Source organism: Plantactinospora alkalitolerans (genome assembly GCF_015690345.1).
GTDB classification, from domain to species: domain Bacteria; phylum Actinomycetota; class Actinomycetes; order Mycobacteriales; family Micromonosporaceae; genus Plantactinospora; species Plantactinospora alkalitolerans.
Genome location: NZ_JADPUN010000150.1, coordinates 1 through 23,833, shown reverse-complemented (window position 1 = coordinate 23,833; position 23,833 = coordinate 1). Strand labels below are relative to the sequence as shown.

The following is a 23,833-nucleotide window of genomic DNA, read 5'->3' as shown; positions in this document are numbered from 1 at the left end:
GCCGAACCCATCTCCGACCAGTTCGAGAACAGGCTGAAGTTCATCGAACCCCAGGACGTTCCGTTGTCGTGCGTCGTGGCGTACACCAGATGCCGACCGTTGTACGGCGCGTAGGTGAAGTCCTTCAGCGAGACCCACCCCGACCTCGGAGTCGCCAACTGACCCGTCGACGACCACCGGTACGACGACGGCAGCGAGCACCCACCACCCGGCGGCGTCGTCGTGGGCGCGACGGTCGGGTTGGTGGTTGGATTGCTGGTCGGGTTGCTGGTCGGGTTGCTGGTCGGATTCGTGGTCGGGTTGGTGCCGCCGGTACACGTCACGCCGTTCACGGCGAAACTCGTCGGCACCGGGTTGCTGCCCGTCCACGACCCGTTGAAACCGAACGACACGCTCCCGTTGGTCGGGACCGAACCGTTGTAACTCACGTTTTTCGCGGTCATCGCAGAACCGCTCTGCGTCACCGATGCGTTCCACGCCTGCGTCACCGTCTGCCCGGCGCTGAACGACCACGTCAGCGTCCAACCGTTCAGCGGGTCACCCAGGTTGGTGATCGACACGCTGGCACCGAACCCGCCCTGCCACTGCGACGACACGGCGTAGGTCACCGAACAGCCCGCAGCCGCGGCACCGGCCGGCATCGGCACGACAACCGCGGCCGTCGCCAGCAACGCGACGCCGGCCGAAACCAGGCCGACATTGATTGCTCTGGATCTGATCATAAAGAACTCTCCTGATGAGATGGGGGGCCTACACATCTGTGAAGTTGATCGCTGAGCGCCGATCAGTCGTGCCGGACACCTCCCGGAAGGTTCCCGGACTCTCAACCTCGATCCGTCGGAGGGTTTTGGTCCTTGGGCGTGGCATTCCGACTCTTTTGGAAAGTCCGACTCGGCCCGAAGAGCCCTGGGCCGGTGCGGAGTTTGCCCCCTCCGCACCGGCCCGGCCCGCGCGGTCAGCCTGCGGTGCGGACGTGACGGTCGGTTGTGGTCGTCGCCCCCGTCGGGGTCCTCGACGCCGCACTCGGCCGCGACGGCAGCCGGCAGCGAGGAGCCGCGCAACGGTGCCTCCGGCCGTGGTCGACCCGGCGACGGCGACGACGGACAGTTGGGTGCCGAGCAGGTCGGATCTGGGCATTTCCGGTTCCCTATTAGTTAGCGCTCACATTCTGGCAGCGGTACCGCGTCCGGGCAGCGGTCCGGTTGCCCTACCGCTTCAGGAGGCTCAGGTGACCGAGCAGGTGGCTCCGTCACGGGCGAACGAGGCCGGCCGCCGGTGTCACCGGGGTGGTCCTGAGACAGTTACGAGTATCTATAGAATTGGTTTCACGCGCAAGTGAGCGCTCACATCTCCGGTGACTTCCTGCCGGGGTGGTGCGCCCGGACGGTCCCTCGGTGATCCGGCGTCGTCGGCTCCGAGGAGTGCGGTGACCAGTTCAACAGGGCTGTTCTCGAGCGGGCGAACGGGGCTGTGGCCCCTGATTGAGCGGAAAGGCGCGCCGACCCGACTCCTTCGCCGAACGGTCGGCCGGCGGCCTCGGTCGGCTCCACGACCGCCCGCTGACGATCGTGATAACAAGAAGACGATGTGAGATTGCTGGCTCTGGTTGGCCCGTCGCCCCCGGGTGCCGCCGGCCACCGCTTGCGCGTCCGTCGCGGTCCACTGAAGAGCGTTACCCGCCTCCACAGTGTTGCGTATTGTGCAACATAGACGATGCCCTGTGCAATTTGCTCTTGACAGCGTTGCACATGTCACTACGATCGTTGCAGGCATGTTAACGATCACGGTCCTCAGCAGGCTCTGATCACTCGCCCATCGGAGGGACAGCACATGCATGTCGCACATCCCCACCCTTCGCCAACGTTCCGGCCGAGCAGGCGGCTGAAGAGATCGCTTCTTGCGGTGCTGGCTATCGCTGGCCTGGTCTCGGCAAGCGCGCTCGCTTCGGCGGCGTCGGCCGCACCGGCCGCACACGCCGGATCCCTGGGGCCCAAGGTGATCCAGACCAACCAGGCACCGACCGGCTACTCGGTGACGTTCAGATACCAGGCGCCGCTGGACGTCCAGGCCGTCCACATCTACGGCGACTGGTTCTACTCCCGACCCGAGGCCGTCACGTGCCAGGACTGCGGCGACGGTCGCCCACCCGCCCAGTGGCAGCCGGGTGACGTGCCGGCTACCCCGTGGCGCATCCTGCCCCTGGCGAAGGGGGCCGACGGGATATGGACGATCACGGTGCCGCTGCCCTCCGGCACTTTCCGGTACGCCTTCACACACGACTGCGCCAGTCCGTTGGCAACCGGCTGCGTCCTGCACGACGACCCGGCCAATCCCTGGGAGGTGCAGCCGCAGTATCCGGGTGCGCCAGGTGCGGTGCGCAGCCGCGTGTACGTTCCGAACAGCAAGAAGTTCCCCACGTACGACAACGCCTACCAGGCGCCGGTCAAGGCGGCCAGGGCCGGCACGTTGGAGTCACGGCGGTACACCTCGCCGCTGTCGACCAATCCGGCCGGGGTGCACGACATCGTGGTCTACCTCCCGCACGGCTACAACCCCAGCCGGGCCACCCCCTACCCGACCCTTTACCTGAGCCACGGCTCGGGTGACAACTCGATCGCCTGGACGATGCAGGGAGTGGCCCAGCACATCCTGGAGAACGCGATCAAGGATCGCGTGGTGCAGCCGATGGTGATCGTCTCCACCGACTTCAACGGCCTGCCCGGCGGCAACCAGGGCTACGCCAATGAGCTGCGGAACAACATCATCCCGTTCGTGGAGCAGAACTACCGCGTCTCGCCCCGTGCCGAGGACCGCGCGTTCGGCGGATTCTCGGCAGGTGGCAGCCGGGCCTTCACGATCCTGTACGACAACACCGACCTGTTCGCCTACCACGCGGCATGGAGCTGGGGAGGACCGGCGGCGACGCCGGCGCAGATCGACCGGATGAAGGCGGTGACCGGGGGCATCCACATCGGCACCGGTCTCCAGGACCGCCTGGGCAACATCGCCGAGAACTCGCAGTTGCGGGTCGCCGCCCTGCGGGCTGCCGGCGTCGAGGTCGCCGAGTACAACGTCAACGGCGTCCACACGTGGGACGTCTGGCGCCAGATGTTGGACAACTACCTGCGCAACGTGGCGTTCCGGGCCACCACCACCAGCCTCGAGGTCGACACCGCACCGGCGGGTCAATCTTCCAACGTCAAGGTCACCGCGATTGCGGCGGTGGGCGCCGTGACCACCGGCGGCGCCTCCCCGTCGGGCAGGGCCGACTTCTACGTCGGCGACGTGCACCTCGGATCGGCGCCGGTCCGAGGTGGCGTCGCCCGCCTCCACAAGACCGTCCGTGACGGGCTCGACGGCCCGGTGGTCGCCAGGTACCGCGGCGACAAGCTGTTCAACGGCTCGCAGAGCAGCCCGGAGGACGCCGCCGGCTGAACCCGGCCCGCGTCCTACCTCGGTCGACCGGCCTGCGGTGACATCTCCTACCCGGAGGTGCCACCGCAGGCCCGGTCGGAGGACCCCACCGTCCGCCGGAGGCGGTCAGTCTCCGGCGGACCCGAACCAGGAACGACGGCGTGGGCCGGCGCGACCGTGCGGGAGATGATCCGCAGGTCAGAACTCGGCTGACTCGGGGCTTCGACGGGGCTTCGGGGTGTATCCGAGTTCCTTCGAGATCAGGGTCGCGGTCTCGAGCAGGATCGGGAGATTGTCCTTCAGCTGTTCCAGGGTCGCGATGACCTCGATCGCGGTGATGGAGAGGGCGGCGATGACCTGTCCGCGCGAGTCCCTGATCGGCGCCGCGACGCACATGACGTAGGCGTCGTGCTCGCCGTTGTCGGCGGCCCAGCCGCGTTCGACGACGTTGGCGAGTTCGGCTTCGAGGCGGTCGCGGTCGGCGAGTGTCGTGCCGGTGTACTGCTCGAAGACGACGTGCGAGAGGAGGCGGTCGCGTTCGGCTCGGGGGAGGTAGGCCAGGATCACCTTGCCGACGGCGCTGGCGTAGATCGAGACCGCTCGGCCGACCCGGGACGGCAGCTGCACGGAGTCGAACGCCGGACTGTCCACTTTGTCGACGTAGATGATCTCGTTTCCGGTGAGTTGTGCCAGATGAACGGTATGACCGGTATGCCGTTGCAGTTGGCGCAGGTGTGCGGTCCCGAACTGCCGCAGATCCATCGAGTCGAGCGCGAGTTCCGACAGTTCGATGAGACCGCTGCCGAACACGTAGGTCCCGGTGCCGGTCTTGCGGACGAATCGCGCCGTCTCGAGCGTCTGGAGGATTCGAAGGGCCGTCGACTTGTGGACCCCGAGCACCTCGGAGGCTTCCGTGAGTGTCAACGGGTGCTCCGCCGACCGACGGATGAGATCGATCGCGCGCTGGATCGACTGTGCCATGGCACACCTCCCGGGTTGCAGTATGTGCAATCTAGCTGACGCCTTGCGCAATCGCTACTTGACAGCGTTGCATATGTTCCTACGATCGTTGCAAACTGACGCCCAGAGGGGCCGAGTCCTGCGACGTGTACAAGGAGTAACGATGAAGAAGCGCCGTGTCCGCCGCAGCATGATGGCGGCGACCACCACCATTATCGGAGTGGCCTCCATCCTCCTGGCCGGCTGCACCGCCGACTCCGGGGGCGACGACGGCGGGGTAGCGAAGATCAGCTTCGCCGCCTCGACCTTCGGCGACCCGGGACGAGGGCCGCTGCTGAACCAGTGGCTCGAGGAGTTCAACAAGAGCCAGAGCAAGGTGCAGGTATCCGCCGCGGCGGTGCCGTACCCGACCTTCGGCCAGACCGTCCTCACCCAGATGGGGAGCGGGCAGGGTCCCGACCTGATCCGCTTCGACATGCCCGAGTTCGAGGCCGCCTCGGACGCCGGCCTCATCGCACCGCTCGACGACCTCGTCGACGTCAGCAAGTACACCCTGCTGAAGCAGCCGGACCAGTTCGTCGTGCACGACGGCGTACGCCACGGGGTCATCTTCGAGGCGTCGAACTACGCGATGTTCTACAACGCGGACCTGATCCCGAAGCCCCCGACGACCTACGAGCAGTTCGTCGAGACGGCGAAGTCGCTCACGAAGGGTGACGTCTTCGGTCTGGCGTTCCGCCAGACCGAGGCCGAGGAAGCCGGCGTGTGGCAGGACATCTTCAACTACGTCTACGGCTTCGGCGGCAAGTGGTCGGACGGCAAGACCCTGACCATCAACTCGCCCGACAACCTCAAGGGCCTGCAGGCGTACAAGGACCTGTACGACGCGAAGGTGATCCCGAAGGGTGCGGACGCGGCGACGTTCCGTCGGATGTTCGCCGAGGGCAAGGTCGGAATGGAACTGAACAACGGCGGCTACGTGACGGCGACCCGTGGCCAGAACGCGAAACTGAACTTCAACGTCGCCCCCATCCCGTTCCCGGTCCGCACCCAGGGTGCGATCCTCGCGCCCGTCGTCATCAACGAGGCGAGCGAGGAGAAGGAGGCGGCAGCCACCTTCATCCGCTGGACCCTGGAACCGGCCAACCAGGTCAAGCTGCAGGAGATCCTCGGCGCGAGCAGTGTCGCGACCGTCACGCAGCGAAGCGCCGAATCGCTCAAGAAGACGCCCTTCCTGCCGGTCTTCGACGGCCTGACCGAGTCGAGCCTTCCGCAGATCGTGCTCGGGTTCGAGGCCAAGACCCCGGACATCCGCAAGGTCGTCGTGCAGAACGTGGTCGCGGCCCTGCAGGGCCAGGTCGACCTCAAGACCGCATTGGATCGCGCCCAGCAGCAGGCGACCGAACTGGTCGGATGACCAGGCGACGCTGCCGGCGCGAGGCCCCTCGCGCCGGCAGCGTCCTACGTGAAAAGGACCGAACCCGATGACTGTGCTGGAGCAGACGAAAGTGCCTCGATCCGCGGGCCGGCGTCGGCGTAGCCCGCTGGGAAGCAGATGGACGCCCTATCTCTTCCTGGCGCCCGCCGCCCTCTTCATCGTCGTTTTCCAGGCGATTCCACTCGCCCAGGAGATCTTCCTGAGCTTTACGCGTACGACGCTGCTGAACCCGACCCGCAGCCGTTGGGTGGGGCTCGACAACTTCGTCCGCATCTTCGGCGACGAGGACTTCCACCGCACGCTCGTCACCACCATCGTCTACGTGGTTGTCTGCGTCGTCGGTGCCGTCGGCTCCGGGCTCGTCGTCGCCCTTCTCCTCAACAAGGGTTTCCGCGGTCGGGGAGTGGCGCGTGCACTCATCACCGTGCCGTGGGCGGCGCCCGGTATCGCGGTCGCACTCATCGCGACCTGGATGCTGAACGCGCAGTACGGAATCGTGAACCGATTCCTGAACGCGGTCGGCCTCGGTGTTCCGGGCGGCTCCATTCTCGACAGCCCGAAGTACGCCCTTCCGGCGGTGCTCGCGACGACCATCTGGCAGCTGTTCCCGTTCACCTCGGTCGTGCTGCTCTCCGCGCTGCAGTCCGTCCCGCACGATCTGACCGAGGCCGCGACGATGGACGGGGCGGGGAGATGGGCGACGTTCCGGGTCGTCACCTGGCAGGTCATCAAGCCCGTCGTGGGGCTGCTCGCCCTGCTCATGACCATCTGGTCGCTGCGACGGTTCGAACTCATCTGGCTGATGACCAAGGGCGGACCGGTCGGCAGGACCGAAACCCTCGTCATCGACCTCTACTCGAACGCCTTCGAATCAAAGGAACTCGGCTCGGCGGCGGCAATCGGCATGGTCGGCGTCGTCATCTCGCTCATCGTCATCATGGGTAGCCGTTTCGTCGCCCGTGCCGTCACGAAGGAGAACCTCCGATGAGGCGGTTCCGCATCGGTCTCACCCTGCGCATCGTCGCCGTCCTCGTCGTACTGGGTATCGCGGCCTTCCCGCTGTACTGGATGCTTGTGACGGCGCTGTCGAGCAACGCGGACCTCTTCGCCGAGCGGCCCCGACTGCTACCCGACTTCTCCCACTTCGGAGTCTTCGTCGACGGCCTGGCCGAGGGTAAGGTCGGGGGCTGGCTGCTCAACAGCCTGCTGATCGCCGTGGGTACGACAGTCCTCTCGATAGGGCTCGGCATCCCGCTCGGGTACGCGCTCTCGCGGTTCTCGTTCCGGGGCAAGGCAGTCCTGACCGTGGTGCTGCTGTTCACCCAGATGCTTCCCGAGGCGCTCATGGTGGTGCCGCTGTTCTCGTTGTTCCGCCGGTTCAATCTCCTCGACTCGCTCGCCGGCCTCATCCTGGCCAACGTCGCCTTCGTCCTGCCGATCGTCGCGCTGATCCTCAAGGGCGCGATCGACGGACTTCCGCGGGAACTGGAGGAGGCCGCGCGGGTGGACGGCGCACGGCCGCTCGCCGTGCTGACCCGCGTCAACGTGCCGTTGATCGCTCCCTCGATCGCGGCCACCGCGGTCATCTCGTTCTTCCACGCCTGGAACGAGTACGTCTTCGCCGTGACGTTCATCTTCACCCCGGAGAAGCAACCAGCATCCGTCGGTATCGCCAACTTCATCGGCGAACTGGGGACGCCGATCCAGACGGTCATGGCGGTCGCCTTCATGTTCACGCTGCCCGCCGTCGCCTTCTATCTGTTCGCGCAAAAGTACGTCGTGGCCGGCATGACCGCCGGTGCCGTGAAGGGTTGACCCGTACCATGAAGATCACCTCAGTCGACGCGCTCGTCGTCGACTTCTACCGCACCAATCTTGTGATCGTTCGGGTCACGACCGACGAGGGGATCATCGGGCTCGGCGAAGCGACACTCGAGGGCAAGGAACGCGCCGTCCAGGGAGCGATCGCCGAGCTCGCCGAAGCCGTGGTGGGACTCGATCCCACCCGGATCTCGGGCATCCTCTACGAGTTGGCCCGGGACTGGTACTGGCGGGGCGGTCCGGTCATCATGACCGCGCTGAGTTCGCTCGAGATGGCGCTGTGGGACATCTCGGCCCGAGCGCTCGATGTCCCGGTCTTCCGGCTGCTCGGCGGCGCCACCCGGGACCGGGTGCGTGCCTACGCGAACGGCTGGTTCTCCGGAGCCGTCACGCCCGAGGACTACGCGGACGCCGCCCGCCGGACCGTCGAGAGCGGCTTCCGTGGCCTCAAGTGGGACCCGTTCGAGAACTACGACCTCACGATCACATCCCAGCAACTCGACCGCGTGCTCGCGCAGATCGACGCCGTCCGCTCCGCCGTCGGGCGGGACGTCGAGTTGTTCATCGAGGGCCACGGCCGGTTCGACGTCCGGCACGCGATCAGGATCGCGACGGAGATCGCGCAGTTCGACCCGGTGTGGTTCGAGGAGCCATGCCCGCCGGACAACATCGACGCCCTCGTCGACATCCGCCGCGCGTCGCCGGTGCCGATCGCCGCCGGGGAGAGGTGGTTCGGCCGGCAGGGCTTCGCGCCGGCGCTCGCCCGGCAGGCGGTCGACTTCGTCCAACCCGACGTGACGCACGCGGGCGGAATCGCGGAGCTCGCCTTCATCTCGACCCTCGCCGCGACCACCTACGTCGGCTTCGCGCCGCACAATCCCAGTGGGCCGCTGAGCACGGCCGCGACGCTCCAACTCGGCGCGACCCTGCCCAACTTCCGGTACCTGGAGATCATGGCGACCGACGTGCCGTGGCGCTCCGAGATCACCAACGAACGCCTCGTGCTGACGGAGGACGGCGACATCCTCGTCCCGACGGGCGCGGGGCTCGGCATCGAACTCGACCTCGAGGCGATCGCGCGGCATCCCTTCACGCCGCACCCCATGCGCATGTTCCGGGACGCCGTCTACGACATCCGTCCCAGGGACCAGCGTTCGTTCTTCAACCTGGGGGACGGCTCGTGAGGACGCCATCGCCGGCGCCCGACTGGTTCGGCACGGCCGCCGACGCGCTGCCGGACGACGTCGAGGACAGCATCCTGATCGGCCGGATCTGGGATCCTGCCGGCGGAGGACCGTCGCCCGTCGTGGTCCGCGGCGGCGATGTGTTCGATGTCAGTGCCGAGTTCCCGACGGTTCGTGACATCTGCGAGCTGGCGGAACCCGCGGCGGTGGTCTCCGGGCTCGACGGCCGGCGCGTCGGCAGCTTCGCGGAGGTGCTCGCCAACACCGCCGCCGCGGTCCGCGACCGTGACCGGCCCTGGCTGCTCGCGCCGGTCGACCTCCAGGCGCTCAAGGCCGCCGGGGTGACCTTCGCGGTCTCGATGATCGAGCGCGTGATCGAGGAGCGGGCCCGGGGCGACCTGGGGCTGGCGGCAGACATCCGCCAGCGGACGCTCGCCGGTGTCGGCGCCGACCTCCACAACCTGTCGCCGGGCTCCGAGGAGGCGGCGCGGGTCAAGAGCCTGTTCGTCGCCGAGGGCCTCTGGAGCCAGTACCTCGAGGTAGGAATCGGGCCGGATGCGGAGATCTTCACCAAGGGACAGATCCTGTCGGCCGTCGGAACCGCGGTTCCGGTCGGGGTGCTCGCGGCGTCCAACTGGAACAATCCCGAGCCCGAGGTGGCGCTCATCGTGCAGTCGAGCGGGCGGATCGTGGGGGCGACCCTTGGCAACGACGTGAACCTGCGGGACGTCGAGGGCCGGTCCGCGCTCCTGCTGCCGTTGGCCAAGGACAACAACGCCTCCTGCGCACTGGGGCCGCTCATCCGACTCTTCGACGATCGGTTCGACCTTGAGCGGGTGCGCGGGCTGGAGGTGCGGCTCGACATCGAGGGCGAGGACGGCTTCCGACTCGAAGCGATCTCGGAGATGACCCAGATATCGCGGGACCCGGAGGCGTTGGTCCGGCAGTTGGTCGGCCCCCACCACCACTATCCCGACGGTGCGGTCCTGATGCTCGGCACCATGTTCGCGCCGACCCAGGATCGGGACCGCCCCGGCGAGGGGTTCACGCACAAGGTCGACGACATCGTCCGGATCGGTTCGCCAGCACTCGGCACGCTGGTCAACCGCGTCCGGCACACGGAGGATTGCGAACCCTGGGACTTCGGGGTCCGGGATCTCATGGGCAACCTTGTCAGGAGAGGACTGTTGTGAACGTCGTCATCACGATCGACCCGAGGGACGGCCGGCGGCGCGAGACCGACCTGCGGGAGACCAGCGATCTGGAGCTGAACTCGGCCGTCGCCCGCGCATCCGTGGCGTCGGTCTGGCTGTCCGGCCTGGCACGCCCCGATCGTGCCGGGATGCTCGACCAGATCGCCGCTTCGCTCGAGTCCCGCCGTGCGGAACTCGTCGCCACCGCCGACTCGGAGACCGGCCTGGGCCACGCACGCCTCGACTTCGAACTCAGCCGGGCGATCATCCAGTTCCGGATGTTCGGCGAGGTGCTACGCGACGGCGGGTACGTCGAGGCCGCGATCGACCATGCCGCCGAGACACCGCTCGGACCGGCACCGGACGTCCGGCGCATGCTCGTGCCGCTGGGACCGATCGCCGTCTTCGGGGCCAGCAACTTCCCCTTCGCCTTCTCGGTCGCCGGTGGCGACACCGCGTCGGCGCTCGCCGCGGGCTGCCCGGTCATCGCAAAGGCCCACCCGTCCCATCCGCTGACGTCCCAGGCATCCGGCGACGCCATCGCGGCGGCCGTACGCGAGGTGGGCGGGCCGGACGGGGTCCTGGCGGTGGTTCACGGACAGAGCGCGGGACTCGCGCTGGTACGTCAACCCGCCGTCCGCGCAGCCGCCCTGACCGGCTCCGTCGGTGCGGCCCGAGCGATCCAGGCGGCGATCGACGAGCGGCCGGATCCCATTCCCTTCTACGGGGAACTCAGTAGCGTGAACCCGATCGTCATCCTGCCCGGCGCGGCCGCCGAGCGGGGGAGTCGGATCGCCGAAGGGCTCTTCGCGTCCTTCACCGGGTCGGGAGGGCAGTTCTGTACGAAACCCGGACTCGCATTCGTCCCGTCCGACCCGGCTGGTGACCTGTTGGTCGAGGCGCTTCGGGCCCAGGTGGCCTCGGCCGGCGGCGCGGTGCTGTTGAACGAGCGGATCCGCGACGCGTTTCTTGACGGGGCAGCGAGGCTCGAGCGCGCCGGTGCCCGGGTTTCGGCTCGCCCCGACATCACCCCGCTCGCCGGCTTCGCCGCGGCGCCGACTCTCCTGGAGATCAACCTCTCCGAGATGTCCGCCGAGATCGCCGACGAGTGCTTCGGTCCGTTGCTGGTGGTCGTCCGCTACCACGATGTCGCCGATCTCGACGGCGCGCTCGCGGTCGTTCCGCCCTCGCTCACCGGGTCGATCCACGTCGAACCCCAGGACGACCAGGCGGTCGTGCGCCGGCTGGCCGGCAGCCTCGCGGCACGCTCGGGTCGGATCGTCTTCAACGGCTATCCGACCGGAGTTCGCGTCTCCTGGGCCCAGCATCACGGCGGGCCCTGGCCGTCGACCAACTCCCTGCACACCTCGGTCGGCGCCACGTCGATCCGTCGGTTCCTGCGTCCGTTGGCCTGGCAGGACGCTCCGGACTGGATCCTGCCCGAGGAACTTCGGGACGGTTTCCGCCAGATACCGAGGCGGGTCGACGGAAGGCTGGAGCCGGATCGGCCGTGAGGCGCCGATCCGGGCGTCGCGTTCGACAGGCGCCCGCCCGGGCCCCACATGGGTGCCCGGGCGGACCCGAGGGCCCAGGTCCGGGTGCCTGCCCGGACCTGGGCCCGATCGGGTTGACGATCAGCAGCCGGAGTTGACGTCGGTGTGCGAGGTCGGGCCGCCCGTCGACGGACACCGGCCGGTCGACGTCATGCGCGGGCCCACCGTTGGTTGGCCCCGCCGTGGCAGGTCCAGACGATCACGGTAGTGCCGTTGGCGGTTCCGGCGTTGTTGACGTCCAGGCAGAGGGAGGGGAACCGGACGCTGCTGATGCTGCCGTTTCCGTTGAGGACCCACTGCTGGTTGGTGCCACCGCCGCAGTCCCAGATCTGCACCCGCGTTCCGGCGGTGGCGTTCGTCGGGATGTCGAGGCACTTGCCGAGCAGTTGCAGGGTCTGGCCGGACTGGGTCAACTGCTGGTTGGCACCGGTGTGGCAGTCCCAGATCAGCGTGCCGGTACCGTTTGCCGTGTTGCTGTTGTCCAGATCCAGGCACCGCCCGCTGGCCTCGCCGCGCAGCCGGAAGGTCGTCGGCGGATTGGTGATGCCACCACCACTGACCCGGTACACGACCGTGCCGTGCGCCGGCACGCTGGCCGAGATCGTTCCGGTGCTGGTGGTGGTGGCGTTGGTCCAGGTGTCGCGCAGCGTGAACGAGCTGCCGCTCTTGCCGATCGCCGCCGCGGTCGTGGAGATCGTCGTGGTGGAGCCGCTCTGGTTGAACAGGGCCACCGCGACGTCACCGTTGGAGAGGCGCTTGGCCAGCACCCGCCGGGTCCCGTCGAAGGAAACCTGAACCGCCTGCAGGGCCAGCGAGTCCTGGTTGATCGCGATGAGGTTCTGGTTCTTCATGATGGCCTGGGTGCTGGCGTTCATGCTCCGCACGTCGTTGCCGGCGATCAGCGGAGAGGCCATCATCGCCCAGAGCGCGAAGTGACTGTGCATCTCCGTGTCGTTCATGCCGCCCCGGCCGACCTCCATCATGTCCGGGTCGTTGAAGGCACCCGGACCGGCGTAGCCGGCCAGCGGCACGGTGACGTTGACGATGTTCTGGATGCCCATCGGGTAGCCGTTGGTCTGCCCGGTGTCCCACGCGTTGGTGATGTCCTCGGTGGTGCGCCACATGTTGGCCACGTCGCCCCAGTTTCGCTGGGGTCCGGTCTTGGCGTGGATGCTGTTCGAGTTGATGCTGTACACGATCGGCCGGCCGGTGGCGGCCAGCGCGTCGCGCATGATGGAGAAGACGCGTACCTGGTCGTCGATCGAACCGCTGGGTGAGCACCAGTCGTACTTGAGGTAGTCCACGCCCCAGGCGGCGAACTGGCGGGCGTCCTGGGCCTCGTGCCCCTGGGCCCCGGTGGCCCCCGGGTAGCTGCCGAAGTACTGGGCGCAGGTCCTGTCCAGCGGAGCCTGGTAGATGCCGAAGAGCAGGTCCCGCGCGTGCAGGTAGTCACCCAGCGCCTTCATGCCACTGGGGAACCGGGACGAGTTGGCCTGGAGGTTGCCCTGCGCGTCCCGGGTCGAGTTCATCCAGCAGTCGTCGACCACGACGTACTTGTAGCCCAGGTCCCGCATGCCGGAGCTGACGATGGAGTCGGCCACCTGCCGGATCAACGTCTCATTGATGTTGCAGCCGAACGTGTTCCAGCTGTTCCAGCCCATCGGCGGGGTCCGGGCCACTCCGTTGTTCAACGCCTGTGCCGGCTGCGGCGAGACGACGGGCTCGACAACTGCCACTGCCACCGCCAGCAGAGCCGTGGTCAGAGCGGCCAACAATCTCGTACCTGCGTTCATGGGGCCTCCAAGATCTACGAGGGGGACGGCCGTGTCCTGGATATGGAGCCGACTTCGCAGCCCGGGGGCCCGGCGGACCGGGTGAGCTCCCCACCCCGTACCACTCGGGCCGGAGTCGTACCCGGGGCAGGCCGGCACCCGGAGGGCGGTGTGTGCCCACTGTATGGGTCGGTGTCGATGTGAGCGGTAACATACCGCCACGATGGCCGGGATCGCAAGGTGCGACCTTCAAGGGACTCGGAAATGTGCCGCGCCTTTGCGGGAGGCGGATGAATTGGCGGCTTGCCTGCGCCTTCCGGGCTTCCGGTAGGGCAAGACCTCTGGCATCCGGACCCGCATCCGGGATAACCGCGCGGAGGATTCCGGGCCTCTATCCGGGGCGTGGCCCCGGCGCCGAGCGCTGGGGGGATCCGCGGCTACTTCTTGACTCGGCCGCTGGTGTCCACCACAGTCAACCACCACACCAGGAGCGCCTCGGCTCCGCCGGGAGCCCGGGGCCGGCATGCCGGGCCCCGTGACAGTGATGGGACATGCGAGCTACCCGTACGAACGAGACGAGCCTGGTCGTCGCCGCACAGGGCGGCGACCGGCAGGCGCTTGACGATCTCATTGCGGCGTACCTGCCGACCGTGTACAGCATCGTGCGCCGGGCGCTGAGCGGCTATCCGGACGTCGACGACGTCGTGCAGGAGACCATGTTCCGTGCCCTGCGGGAACTGCGGACGCTGCGGACGCCGGAGAGCTTCCGGCCCTGGCTGGTAGCCATCGCGTTGCGCCAGGTCGGCACGCAACTGCAACGGCGGCAGCTTGCCGCCGAACGCGCCGTACCCCTGGACGAGGTGGCTGCGGAGCCGGACGCCGACGCGGACTTCGAAGACCTGACGTTGCTGCGCCTGGACCTGTCCGACCAACGTCGGCAGGTGGTACGTGCCAGCCGCTGGCTCGACCCGGAGGACCGGGCGCTGCTCTCGCTGTGGTGGCTGGAGGTTGCCGGCCGGTTGAACCGGGCGGAGCTGGCGGCGGCGCTCGGCGTCAGCGTGGCCCACGCCGGTGTGCGCGTCCAGCGGATGCGCAACCAGTTGGAACTCAGCCGGACTCTCGTGGCCGCGCTGGACGCCGGGCCCGGTTGCGACCGTCTCGCGGCCCTGCTGGCCGACTGGGACGGCGAGCCGAGCCCGCTGTGGCGTAAACGCATCACGCGGCACATCCGGTCCTGCCCGGTCTGCCCTGGTCATGCCAGGAGCCTGGTCGCGCCGGAGCGCCTGCTCGTGGGCCTGGCGCTGATTCCCGTTCCCGCGGCGCTGGTGGCGGCGGTGACCGGTAAGGGTGCGGCGGTCGGAAGCGCGCTCGGCGCCGCCTCGGCGGCGGCCGTTTCGGGCGCGAGCGGCATCGGCGGCTCCGGGGTCTTCGGCGCGGGTATCAAGGCCGGTCTGCTCGGCCAGTTCGGCCAGGTGGTCGGCTCACATCCGGTCGTGGCGGCGGTCGTCGCCGGCACCGTCATCGCCGGTGCCACGGTCACCACCGCGACCTGGCCCGAGCCGGCGCCACGGCCACCCGCCGGCATCGCCGCGTCGTCCGCGCCCACGGTCGCCCTGCTGCCGTCGTCGGCACCTCCGGTTCCCGTCCCGTCGAGGTCGGCACCCGGCGCGACCACACCGATCCCGAGGCGCCCGAGTCCGACCGGTGCCACGCCGTCGAGCGCCGAACCGCGACCGTTTCGGCTGGGGAGCGTGTCGATGGAGGCGGTCAACCAGGTGGGACTGTTCGCCACGACGACGACCGACGGCCTCGGACTACTGGCTCCGGTCGGCCCGGACGCCGACGGGGCGGCCCGGCAGCGCGCGACGTTCGAATCCGTTCCGGGCCTGGCGGACCGGAACTGTATCTCCCTGCGGGCCGAGGACGGACGATACCTGCGCCATTCGAACTGGCGGCTCCGGCTGAGCGAGGACGAGGGCACCCAACTGTTCCGCGGGGACGCCACGTTCTGCGTGCGCGCGGGCACGGCCCCGGGCTCCGTGTCACTGGAGTCGGCCAACTACCCCGGCTGGTACCTGCGCCACCGCAACTTCGAGTTGTGGGTGGACCCGTTGACCGACGAACCCTGGTTCCGCGCCGACGCGTCCTTCCGGACCCGGCCACCCCAGGCCGGGTAGCCCCCCTTCCGGCACGGACGCGTCCTGGGTGGCCCACCGGCGGTGTACGGCGTCCGTGCGCCGGTGGACCGGGTGTCCGGCGGTCCACCGGACGCGTCGCGACCCTGCCAGGGCCGAGCAAATAACAAAAAAACGGTGTGAGATTTCAGTCCGGGGCCCCCCGGTCCCTGCGTCCGAAAAGTGTTATCGGTCGGCGCGTCGAAAGTCGAAGTCGGAATGCGTCACCTGGCCGGGTCGGTACCCGATTCAGGTTCGAGCATTGAAGCCCGCCTCTTGAAGACCCCGAAATGGTCTGGCAATATGCTGTACATCCGCCTGAGCGGCTTCATTCAGTCTTCACCGATCGGACGGGGACCGTGATGCCACTCATGTGAGCGCTAACAACGACGAAGGATACCCGCACGCCGCAGGAGGACAGGTCCAAGACGCTGGTCCGCCCGCTGCCTGGCACGGCCAGCGGCGGACCGCCCGACGCGCGGGCGTGACGACGAGCCCCTGCGCCCCGTCCGGGAGCGCGAGGCAGGACCTTCCGCACTCGGCATACCGGCCACGTGTGGTTCCGACAGAAGGGTAATGACCATGGATGTCGTGGCGCAGACGCCATCAGACGCGTCGGCTCCGGGCCCGATCCGCGACCGTACGGTTCGTGGCCGGTGGCGCCACTGGCGGTCCGTGATCGCCGCCGCCCTGGCGACGGCCCTCGTGGCCACCGCCGCCGTCGCGCTCGGCCCGGTGCCGGCGTCGGCCGCGACGGTGGATACGAGCGCCTGGTACGTGCTGGTCAACCGGAACAGTGGCAAGGCGTTGGACGTGTACAACCGGGCAACCAACGACGGCGCCCGGATCACCCAGTGGGCGCGTGGCGACGGTGCCTGGCAGCAGTGGCAGTTCGTCGACTCGGGTGGTGGGTACTACCGGGTGAAGTCGCGGCACTCGGGCAAGGTGCTGGACGTGTACAACAGGTCGACCGCCGATGGCGCGGCGATCGTCCAGTGGAGTGACGGCAACGGCACCAACCAGCAGTTCCGGCTGGCGGACTCGGCCGACGGCTACGTGCGGCTGATCAACCGCAACAGCGGCAAGGCGATGGAGGTGCAGAACGCCTCCACCGCCGACGGGGGCAACGTCGTGCAGTACTCGGACTGGGGTGGTAACAACCAGCAGTGGCAGCTGGTCCGCGTCGACGGCGGCACCACGCCCACCACCCCGCCGACCAATTCGCCCGGCGGCACGTTCACCAACCCGGTCGTGTGGCAGGACTTCGCCGACGTCGACATCATCCGGGTCGGCGACGCGTACTACATGTCCGCGTCGACCATGCACTACTCGCCGGGTGCCCCGATCCTGCGCTCGTACGACCTGGTCAACTGGGAGTTCGCCGGGCACTCGGTGCCCCGGCTGGACTTCGGGTCGAAGTACGACCTGTCCGGGGGCCGGGCGTACGTCGACGGGATCTGGGCGTCCACCCTCAACTACCGGCCGAGCAACGGGACCTACTACTGGGCCGGCTGCATCGACTTCGCCCAGACCCACATCTACACCGCGTCCGCCGTCGACGGCACCTGGAGCCGGCACACCACCATCCCCAACTGCTACTACGACGCCGGCATGCTCATCGACGACAACGACACGATGTACGTCGCGTACGGCAACGGCGCCATCAGCGTCGCTCAGCTCTCCGCCGACGGGCGATCCCAGGTCCGTAACCAGCAGGTGTTCACCACGCCGTCGAACATCGGCACCCTCGAGGGCGCCCGCTTCTACAAGCGCAACGGCAGCTACTACATCTGGTTGACCCGCCCGGCGAACGGCCAGTACGTCCTCAAGGCGAGCAATCCGTTCGGGCCGTACGAGATCCGCCAGGTCCTGCTCGACCTGCCGGGTCCGATCTCCGGCGGCGGCGTGCCGCACCAGGGCGGACTCGTGCAGACCCAGAACGGCCAGTGGTACTACATGGCGTTCACCGACGCGTACCCCGGCGGCCGGATGCCGACGATGGCGCCGATCAGTTGGACAGGCGACGGCTGGCCGGTGCTGCAGACGGTCAACGGCGCCTGGGGCACGACCTACCCCAACCCGCTGCCGTTGCGGTCGGTAAAGCCGCTCACCGGCGCGGACACCTTCAGCGGCACCACCCTCGGCCCCCAGTGGGAGTGGAACCACAATCCCGACAACACGAAGTGGTCGGTCAACAACGGCCTGCACCTGCAGACCGCGACCGTCACCAACGACCTCTACGCCGCCCGCAACACCCTCACCCACCGGATCCAGGGACCGACCTCGACGGCGACGATCGAGCTCGACTACTCGACGATGCGCGACGGCGACCGTACCGGTCTGGCGATGCTGCGCCAGTCCTCCGCCTGGATCGGCGTGAGACGCGACAACGGCGCCACCCGGGTGGTCATGACCAACAACCTGACCATGGACAGCAACTGGAACACCACCGGCACCGGCACCGAGGTTGCCAGTGCCGCCGTCTCGGGTGGCCGGATCTGGCTGCGGGCCAACGCGGACATCCGACCCGGCAGCGGCCGGCAGGCCAGGTTCTCCTACAGCACCGACGGGGTCAACTTCACCTCGCTCGGCTCGGCCCTCACGTTGAACAACGCCTGGCAGTTCTTCATGGGATACCGATTCGGGATATTCAACTACGCGACCCAGGCGCTCGGCGGCACGGCGACGGTCCGCAGGTTCGAGCTGTCCACACCCTGACATCCCGGACGAGCCGAACGCGGGAGATCGGCTCTCGGGTCGACGAGGAGGATCACGAGGCCTGCTACTCGGCCACTGGGCGCCGGGAGCCGGTGCGGCCCCGCTCCGCACCGGCTCCCGGCGGGCGTCCGATGCGTGCCCGTGCTTGGCGCGTGTGTAACCCGCACGGACTCGTGTGCGACCCGCACCGAAGGAGTGGATCGATGAAGACGGTCGGCGAGGCTGGACCGTTCCTCCGGCGATCAGCGTTGGAGCCGGCTGGGGCTTGCCGTTCCGCTGCGCCGGACGAGCCAGGCTTCCGTGATGTGGGTGAACATCGCGTCGGCGGCGCCGTCCGGATCGTGGGCGGCGATGCGTTGGTAGATGCGCCGGTGCCCGCGGTTCGACGCTACGCACAGGGCACGTTCGGTCCGGCCCATGTATCGGGCGGTGTTGACGACCTGACTTTCCAGGGCCCGTACGACACCGCGTCCGATGCGGTTCCCGGACGCCTGCATGACCGTGTCGTGGAAGGCGCGGTCGTGCTCGTGGTAGGCGACGTGGTCGTCGACGAGCTCGTCCATCCGGTCCACCAGGGCGGCCAACCGGTCGAGGGTCTCCTGGTCCGCCAGGCGGGCGGCGACGTTCGCCATGTCGGATTCGAGCACCCGCCGGGTGACGACGAGGTCGTCGAGGATGGCGAGGCTGTCGTCCTCGGCGATGGTGGCACCGAGGACGAGTTCGTCGAGCATGTCCCACGACGACATCGGGGTGACCATGGTGCCGGCGCCCTGGCGGACCTGCACCAGCCCCTTCTCTTGAAGGATCTTGACGGCTTCCCGGACCACGGTCCGGCTTACCGAGAAGGTCTCGCAGAGCACCGGCTCGGGAGGAAGTGACGTCCCGGACGGGTGCGTCCCGCGGACGATGCGGTCCACCAGTTCGGCGGTGACGGCTCGGGCGAGGTTGGTCGGTCGTCGTGTCCAGGCCGGGGGCGCGGCAGCATTCAAGGCACTCTCCTGCGATCGCGTCATGTCCCCCTCCGGATGGCTCACCGCACTGACAGTCGATGTCCGTGGTCAGTGTACGGGGGACCGTTGACGGCAGACATCATACGAGTTACGTTTCCGCGTAATGCTGACGCCTAACGGTCGGTCCGCCGGCCACCCCACGTTCAAAAGGGTGACAACGATGAAACAGCGAGCTATGTGGTCGGCCGTCCTCGTTGTGGGACTGGCACTGGCCGGCTGCGGAAGTGCCACAGGGAAGGACTCGTCCCCGGGCGGGTCAAAGGGCAAACTGGTGGTGTGGGACTGGAAGTCCGGCGAGCCTTCCGCCAAAGCCTACCTCGAGAAGGCGAAGGCGGACTTCGCGAAGAAGCACCCGGACGTGACGGTCGAGTTCGTCGCGCAGCCCTTCGACCAGTACTACACCCTCCTCGGTGCGGCGATCCAGTCCGGCAAGGGCCCGGACGTCATCCTGTTCAACGGCGGCGGTCAGATTCGCGACCGGGTGGACGCGCTGGTGCCGCTGGACGAGTACGTGGCCGAGGACAAGCAGCGGCTGGCCGGTTGGGACGCGTTCACCAAGGAAAGCAAGATCTACGCCAGCCCGGTGACCCTGCAGGGCCACCCGATCTACTACAACAAGGCGCTCTACGCGAAGGCCGGGCTCGATCCGGACAGCCCGGCCACGACGTGGAGCAAGTTCCTCGCCGACTGTGGCGCCATCGCCAAGGCCGGCGCGAAGTGCTTCGCCCTCGGCAACAAGGAGGGTGCCGGCATCCAGTTCTGGCTCTCGGGCCTGGGTTCGGGCATCCTCACCGCCCAGGAGTACGACAACTGGATCGCCGGGAAGCGGGACTGGACGTCACCCAATGTCAAGCGGGTCTTCCAGCTCTGGAAGGAGGCCGGCGACGCGGGCCTGAACAACGAGGGGGCGAACTCGACCGCGATGTTCAACGACTCCTTCGCGCTCTTCCAGTCCGCTAAGGCCGCCCACGTCATCGGGCTGATGTCGGACGTGGGGCACTGGAAGGACTTCAGCGAGTTCCTGACGCCCGAGAAGCTCGGCGTCATGGACGCTCCGGTCGTCACCCCCGGAACCACCCCGAGCCTTGCCTACGACGGTGGTATCGGCTACGGGGTCGCCAAGTGGACGAAGGACCCGAAGGTGTCCGCAGACCTGGTCCGCGCGCTGACCTCGACCGACGCGTTGAAGTCCTTCTACGCCGACGCCGGCGCGATCGCCTCCGACACGACGATCGACGTGTCGCAGGGCGGCCCCGCCGTCACCACGCTCGTCTCCGAGATCAAGGGCGGCAAGCCCGCGCTGCACGTGGCACTCTCCTCGAAGACCCTGGACCTGATGGGGCGGCTCTCCCAGCAGCTGCTCGGCGGCTCGATCACCGTCGACGAGGCGGTGAAGCAGTTGGCCGCTTCCGACCAGGCGGGCTGAACACGTGCCGATCGGAAACGTACACCCGTCGGTCCGCCCGGCCCAGGCCGGGCGGACCGACGGGGCGGCCGGGTCCGCCCCCCACCGTGGTGTCGGCCGTCCCCGGCGCGCCCGTGGCCTGCGGTCCGAGCGCCTCGCCCCCTACATCCTGGTGGCACCGGCCATTCTGATCATCGTGGTGATGCGGCTCTACCCGCTGCTCCTCGGAGTCAACTTCTCCTTCACCGGCGACGGTGACCGGAACGGGATGGCGGTCGGTCTCGACAACTACCTGGAGCTGTTCCGGGCTCCGTTGTTCCGGACCGCGCTGGGCAACGTGGGACTGCTGGTACTGCTGCTGCCGGTGGCGGTGGCGATTCCCGGGCTGCTCGCGACGTTCATCTACCTCCGGGTGCCCGGTCACCGGGTCTACCGGGGCGTCTACTTCTTCCCCGCAGTGCTCTCCCCGGTCATCGTCGGCGGGATCTTCAACCTTCTGCTCGCCTTCGACGGCCCGCTGAACGCCGCTCTCGGATCGGTCGGCATCGGTGCCGTGGACTGGCTCGGAGACCCGGACATCGCGATGTTCATGGTGGTCGGCGTGCATGTCTGGGCGACCTTCGGGATGTCCCTGGTGGTGTTCCTCGCCGGATTCGCCACCCTGGACTCCGCGCTCCTGGACGCGGCCCGGGTGGACGGGGCGTCGCTACCCAAGGTCATCTGGCACGTGATCATTCCAGGCCTGTCGCGCACCATCCAGTTCGTCTTCGTGACCACGATGATCGGAATGCTGACCTCCATGTTCGGCCTGCTCTACGTCATGACCAGCGGCGGTCCGGAGGGGTCGACGTACCTGCCGGAGTACTACATCTGGATCCAGCAGGGACAGATGAACCGGCCGGCCCTCGCGTCGGCCGCGTCGACGGTCCTCTTCGTGATCATGATCGTCGTTGGACTGCTGCAGATCAAGCTGCTCAAGCGGGCGGCGAGGGAGGCATGATGTCTCGCATCCGTCTGAGCCGGTGGCTGGTCGCCATCCCGATGGCACTGCTCGCGCTGGCGACGGTCTACCCCCTGCTGTTCACCGCCAACGTCGCGATGAAGACCCGGCGTGACTACATCCTCGACCGGTTCTCCCTGACCGACGCCCTGCGCTGGGAGAACATCAGCACGGCCTGGAACAGCGTCGGCATGGGCCGGTACTTCGTCAACTCGTTGCTCGTGGTGACGTCGTCGGTGGTCCTGCTGCTGCTGTTCGGGTCGATGGCCGGCTTCGCCCTGAGCCAACTGCGGTTCCGCGGTTCGACGGCGCTGTTCCTGGGCTGCCTCGCGGGACTGTTCGTACCATTCCAGGTGATCATGGTGCCGCTCGCCCGGATCATGGCGGACGGTGGCCTCATCGACACGTACCCGGGGCTGATCCTCGTCTACGTGGCCCAGTTCCTGCCCTTCACCGTGTTCCTGATGACGAGCTACTACAAGACCATCCCGCCGGAGATCATCGACGCGGCCAGGATCGACGGCAACAGCGTGTACGGCGTGTACCGCCGGATCATGTTGCCGCTGGGCACCCCTGCGCTGCTGTCGGTCGGCATCCTCAACGCCCTGTTCTGCTGGAACGATGTCCTCATGGCGCTGGTGATGATGCCCTCGGCCGACCACCGGACGCTCATGGTCGGCGTCACCTCGTTGCGGGGGCAGTACTCCGACGACATCCCCACGTTCGCCTCCGGGGTCCTGATCGCCGCTGTTCCCGTCCTGGTGGTCTACCTGTTCCTCCAGCGCCAGATCGCCGACGGCGTCGCCGCCGGCTCCACGAAGGGCTGACATGCGGATCACCGGATATCGGACAATCACCACGGTCCAGGAATGGGGGCGGCCCGTCGGCGACGCCAACGGCGTCTTCGCCGACGGGGTGGTCCCGGTGTCGATCGTCATCGTCGAAACCGACGAGGGCATCTCGGGGGTCGGCCTCGGGCCGCACGTGGAGATCGAGCGGATATTCGCGGCCATCGACGGCGAAGACCCGCGTGCCGTGACGACCCTCTACGACCGCATGCTGCGACACACCTTCAAGGCGGGCCATGCGGGCCCGGTGTTCGGCACCATCGGTGCGCTCGACACCGCACTGTGGGACATCAAGGCGCAGGCGGCCGGCGAGCCACTGTGGCGGCTGCTGGGCGGACGCGACCGGCGGGTTCCCGCCTACGCGTCCGGCCTGGACATCGGGCTGACCGACGACGAACTGGTCCTGGCGTACGAGGCCTACGCCGGGTACGGCCTGCGGGCCGCCAAGCTCAAGGGCGGCCTCGACATCGAGCGCGACCGGCACCGCCTCTGCCTGGTCAGGGACGTGCTGGCCGAGGCCGGGCACGGACTGCGGCCGGGCCTGATGCTCGACGTCAACGAGGCCTGGACCCGCAAGCAGGCCGTCCGGCACGTCAGCGAACTCGAACGCACCCTCGACCTCATCTGGATCGAGGAGCCCGTCCGCCGCTGGGACGCCGAGGGGCACGCCGCCGTCGGCCGGGGAATCCGTGCGTCGGTCGCCACCGGGGAGAACCTGTCCGGACTCGAGCAGTACCGTCCACTGATCGCCGCCGGGGCGGTCGACATCGTGCAGATGGCCGCGGTCTGGGGGGTCACCCACTTCCTGCGGGCGTCCACCCTGGCGCACGCCCACGACCTGCCGGTCAGCCCGATCGGCAACACCCCGGTCGGGCTGCTGCACGCCGCGACCTCGATACCGAACCACCTGACCAGCGAGTTGCAGGACCTGGCTCCGCCGGTCGGCGTTCGGCTCGACCTGCACGTCGAGGACGGCGCCTTCGTGCTCGGTGACTCGCCCGGCCTCGGCGTCAAGGTCGACGAGGACCGGATCCGGGCGACCACCCGACCGCCGGAGGCGCCGACCTCCGAGGGCCCGCACATCCGGCCGGAGCGGGCCGGACGGCGACTGCTGGCCGGGGTCGACGGTGTCGTTCCCACCCGGCGGTTCCCCGGCGCGCCTTTGCACTCCCACAACGACGTGTCGCCCACCGCACGCCACTGAGCCAGCCACCGTGTCCGCGTACCGAAAGGACATCCGCGTGCCCCCCTCGCCCCTACCACCCGGACGAACCGCGTTGGCCGCCGCGCTGCTCGCCGCCGGAATGCTCACCGGGCCGCTGGCCGGTACGGCCGGAGCCGTC

At 68.3% G+C, this 23,833-nt stretch carries 17 protein-coding genes; 13 read left to right on the top strand and 4 right to left on the bottom strand.

The window, feature by feature from the left end:
- A partial coding sequence (locus tag I0C86_RS15430; RefSeq protein ID WP_196201917.1) for a non-reducing end alpha-L-arabinofuranosidase family hydrolase occupies window positions 1–722 on the bottom strand: 722 nt, incomplete at its 3' end.
- Window positions 723–1,902: 1,180 nt separating this feature from the next.
- Here I0C86_RS15430 and I0C86_RS15425 point away from each other — a divergent pair.
- Window positions 1,903–3,435: an alpha/beta hydrolase-fold protein gene (locus tag I0C86_RS15425; protein ID WP_196201916.1), complete on the top strand. Its 1,533-nt coding sequence runs from the start codon at window positions 1,903–1,905 to the stop codon at window positions 3,433–3,435.
- Window positions 3,436–3,612: 177 nt separating this feature from the next.
- Here the strand turns inward: I0C86_RS15425 and I0C86_RS15420 are convergent, their stop codons facing one another.
- Window positions 3,613–4,395: an IclR family transcriptional regulator gene (locus tag I0C86_RS15420; RefSeq protein WP_196201915.1), complete on the bottom strand. Its 783-nt coding sequence runs from the start codon at window positions 4,393–4,395 to the stop codon at window positions 3,613–3,615.
- 142 nt (window positions 4,396–4,537) lie between these two features.
- Here I0C86_RS15420 and I0C86_RS15415 point away from each other — a divergent pair, with 142 nt between their 5' ends.
- The 6 genes from I0C86_RS15415 to I0C86_RS15390 all read left to right on the top strand — a co-directional run bounded on the left by I0C86_RS15415 (window position 4,538) and on the right by I0C86_RS15390 (window position 11,524).
- Window positions 4,538–5,791: an ABC transporter substrate-binding protein gene (locus tag I0C86_RS15415; RefSeq protein ID WP_196201914.1), complete on the top strand. Its 1,254-nt coding sequence runs from the start codon at window positions 4,538–4,540 to the stop codon at window positions 5,789–5,791.
- A gap of 67 nt (window positions 5,792–5,858) precedes the next feature.
- On the top strand, window positions 5,859–6,800 hold the full coding sequence (locus I0C86_RS15410; RefSeq protein ID WP_196201913.1) for a carbohydrate ABC transporter permease: 942 nt from the start codon (window positions 5,859–5,861) through the stop codon (window positions 6,798–6,800).
- On the top strand, window positions 6,797–7,627 hold the full coding sequence (locus I0C86_RS15405) for a carbohydrate ABC transporter permease (protein ID WP_196201912.1): 831 nt from the start codon (window positions 6,797–6,799) through the stop codon (window positions 7,625–7,627). The genes I0C86_RS15410 and I0C86_RS15405 overlap by 4 nt, the downstream gene beginning before the upstream one ends.
- A gap of 8 nt (window positions 7,628–7,635) precedes the next feature.
- Window positions 7,636–8,817 carry a mandelate racemase/muconate lactonizing enzyme family protein gene (locus tag I0C86_RS15400; RefSeq protein ID WP_196201911.1) on the top strand — a complete coding sequence of 394 codons (1,182 nt, stop codon included), beginning with the start codon at window positions 7,636–7,638 and terminating at the stop codon, window positions 8,815–8,817.
- Window positions 8,814–10,010: a fumarylacetoacetate hydrolase family protein gene (locus I0C86_RS15395; protein WP_323373650.1), complete on the top strand. Its 1,197-nt coding sequence runs from the start codon at window positions 8,814–8,816 to the stop codon at window positions 10,008–10,010. Before I0C86_RS15400 ends, I0C86_RS15395 begins: the two co-directional genes overlap by 4 nt.
- Window positions 10,007–11,524 carry an aldehyde dehydrogenase (NADP(+)) gene (locus I0C86_RS15390; protein ID WP_196201910.1) on the top strand — a complete coding sequence of 506 codons (1,518 nt, stop codon included), beginning with the start codon at window positions 10,007–10,009 and terminating at the stop codon, window positions 11,522–11,524. The genes I0C86_RS15395 and I0C86_RS15390 overlap by 4 nt, the downstream gene beginning before the upstream one ends.
- A 188-nt stretch (window positions 11,525–11,712) precedes the next feature.
- Here the strand turns inward: I0C86_RS15390 and I0C86_RS15385 are convergent, their stop codons facing one another.
- On the bottom strand, window positions 11,713–13,356 hold the full coding sequence (locus I0C86_RS15385) for a glycoside hydrolase family 27 protein (protein ID WP_196201909.1): 1,644 nt from the start codon (window positions 13,354–13,356) through the stop codon (window positions 11,713–11,715).
- A 530-nt stretch (window positions 13,357–13,886) separates the two neighbouring features.
- Here I0C86_RS15385 and I0C86_RS15380 point away from each other — a divergent pair.
- Both I0C86_RS15380 and I0C86_RS15375 read left to right on the top strand, forming a co-directional pair.
- A complete protein-coding gene (locus tag I0C86_RS15380; protein ID WP_196201908.1) occupies window positions 13,887–15,512 on the top strand; it encodes a sigma-70 family RNA polymerase sigma factor in 1,626 nt (541 codons plus the stop codon).
- A gap of 627 nt (window positions 15,513–16,139) precedes the next feature.
- Window positions 16,140–18,227 (top strand): family 43 glycosylhydrolase, encoded by a 2,088-nt coding sequence (locus I0C86_RS15375; RefSeq protein ID WP_456319958.1) that lies wholly within the window; start codon window positions 16,140–16,142, stop codon window positions 18,225–18,227.
- Between the two features lie 242 nt (window positions 18,228–18,469).
- Here the strand turns inward: I0C86_RS15375 and I0C86_RS15370 are convergent, their stop codons facing one another.
- Window positions 18,470–19,240: a FadR/GntR family transcriptional regulator gene (locus I0C86_RS15370; RefSeq protein WP_196201906.1), complete on the bottom strand. Its 771-nt coding sequence runs from the start codon at window positions 19,238–19,240 to the stop codon at window positions 18,470–18,472.
- A gap of 157 nt (window positions 19,241–19,397) precedes the next feature.
- Between I0C86_RS15370 and I0C86_RS15365 the strand changes: the two genes are divergently transcribed.
- Genes I0C86_RS15365 through I0C86_RS15350 form a run of 4 tightly spaced genes read left to right on the top strand, consistent with a single transcriptional unit; the run spans window position 19,398 to window position 23,694 of the window.
- Window positions 19,398–20,663, top strand: a complete 1,266-nt coding sequence (locus I0C86_RS15365) for an ABC transporter substrate-binding protein (RefSeq protein ID WP_196201905.1) — start codon at window positions 19,398–19,400, stop codon at window positions 20,661–20,663.
- Window positions 20,664–20,667: 4 nt separating this feature from the next.
- Complete coding sequence (locus tag I0C86_RS15360) at window positions 20,668–21,642, top strand: carbohydrate ABC transporter permease (RefSeq protein WP_196201904.1); 975 nt, start codon at window positions 20,668–20,670, stop codon at window positions 21,640–21,642.
- Complete coding sequence (locus tag I0C86_RS15355; RefSeq protein WP_196201903.1) at window positions 21,642–22,469, top strand: carbohydrate ABC transporter permease; 828 nt, start codon at window positions 21,642–21,644, stop codon at window positions 22,467–22,469. Before I0C86_RS15360 ends, I0C86_RS15355 begins: the two co-directional genes overlap by 1 nt.
- Window position 22,470: 1 nt before the next feature.
- On the top strand, window positions 22,471–23,694 hold the full coding sequence (locus I0C86_RS15350) for a mandelate racemase/muconate lactonizing enzyme family protein (RefSeq protein ID WP_196201902.1): 1,224 nt from the start codon (window positions 22,471–22,473) through the stop codon (window positions 23,692–23,694).
- The last annotated feature ends 139 nt before the right edge of the window (window positions 23,695–23,833 follow it).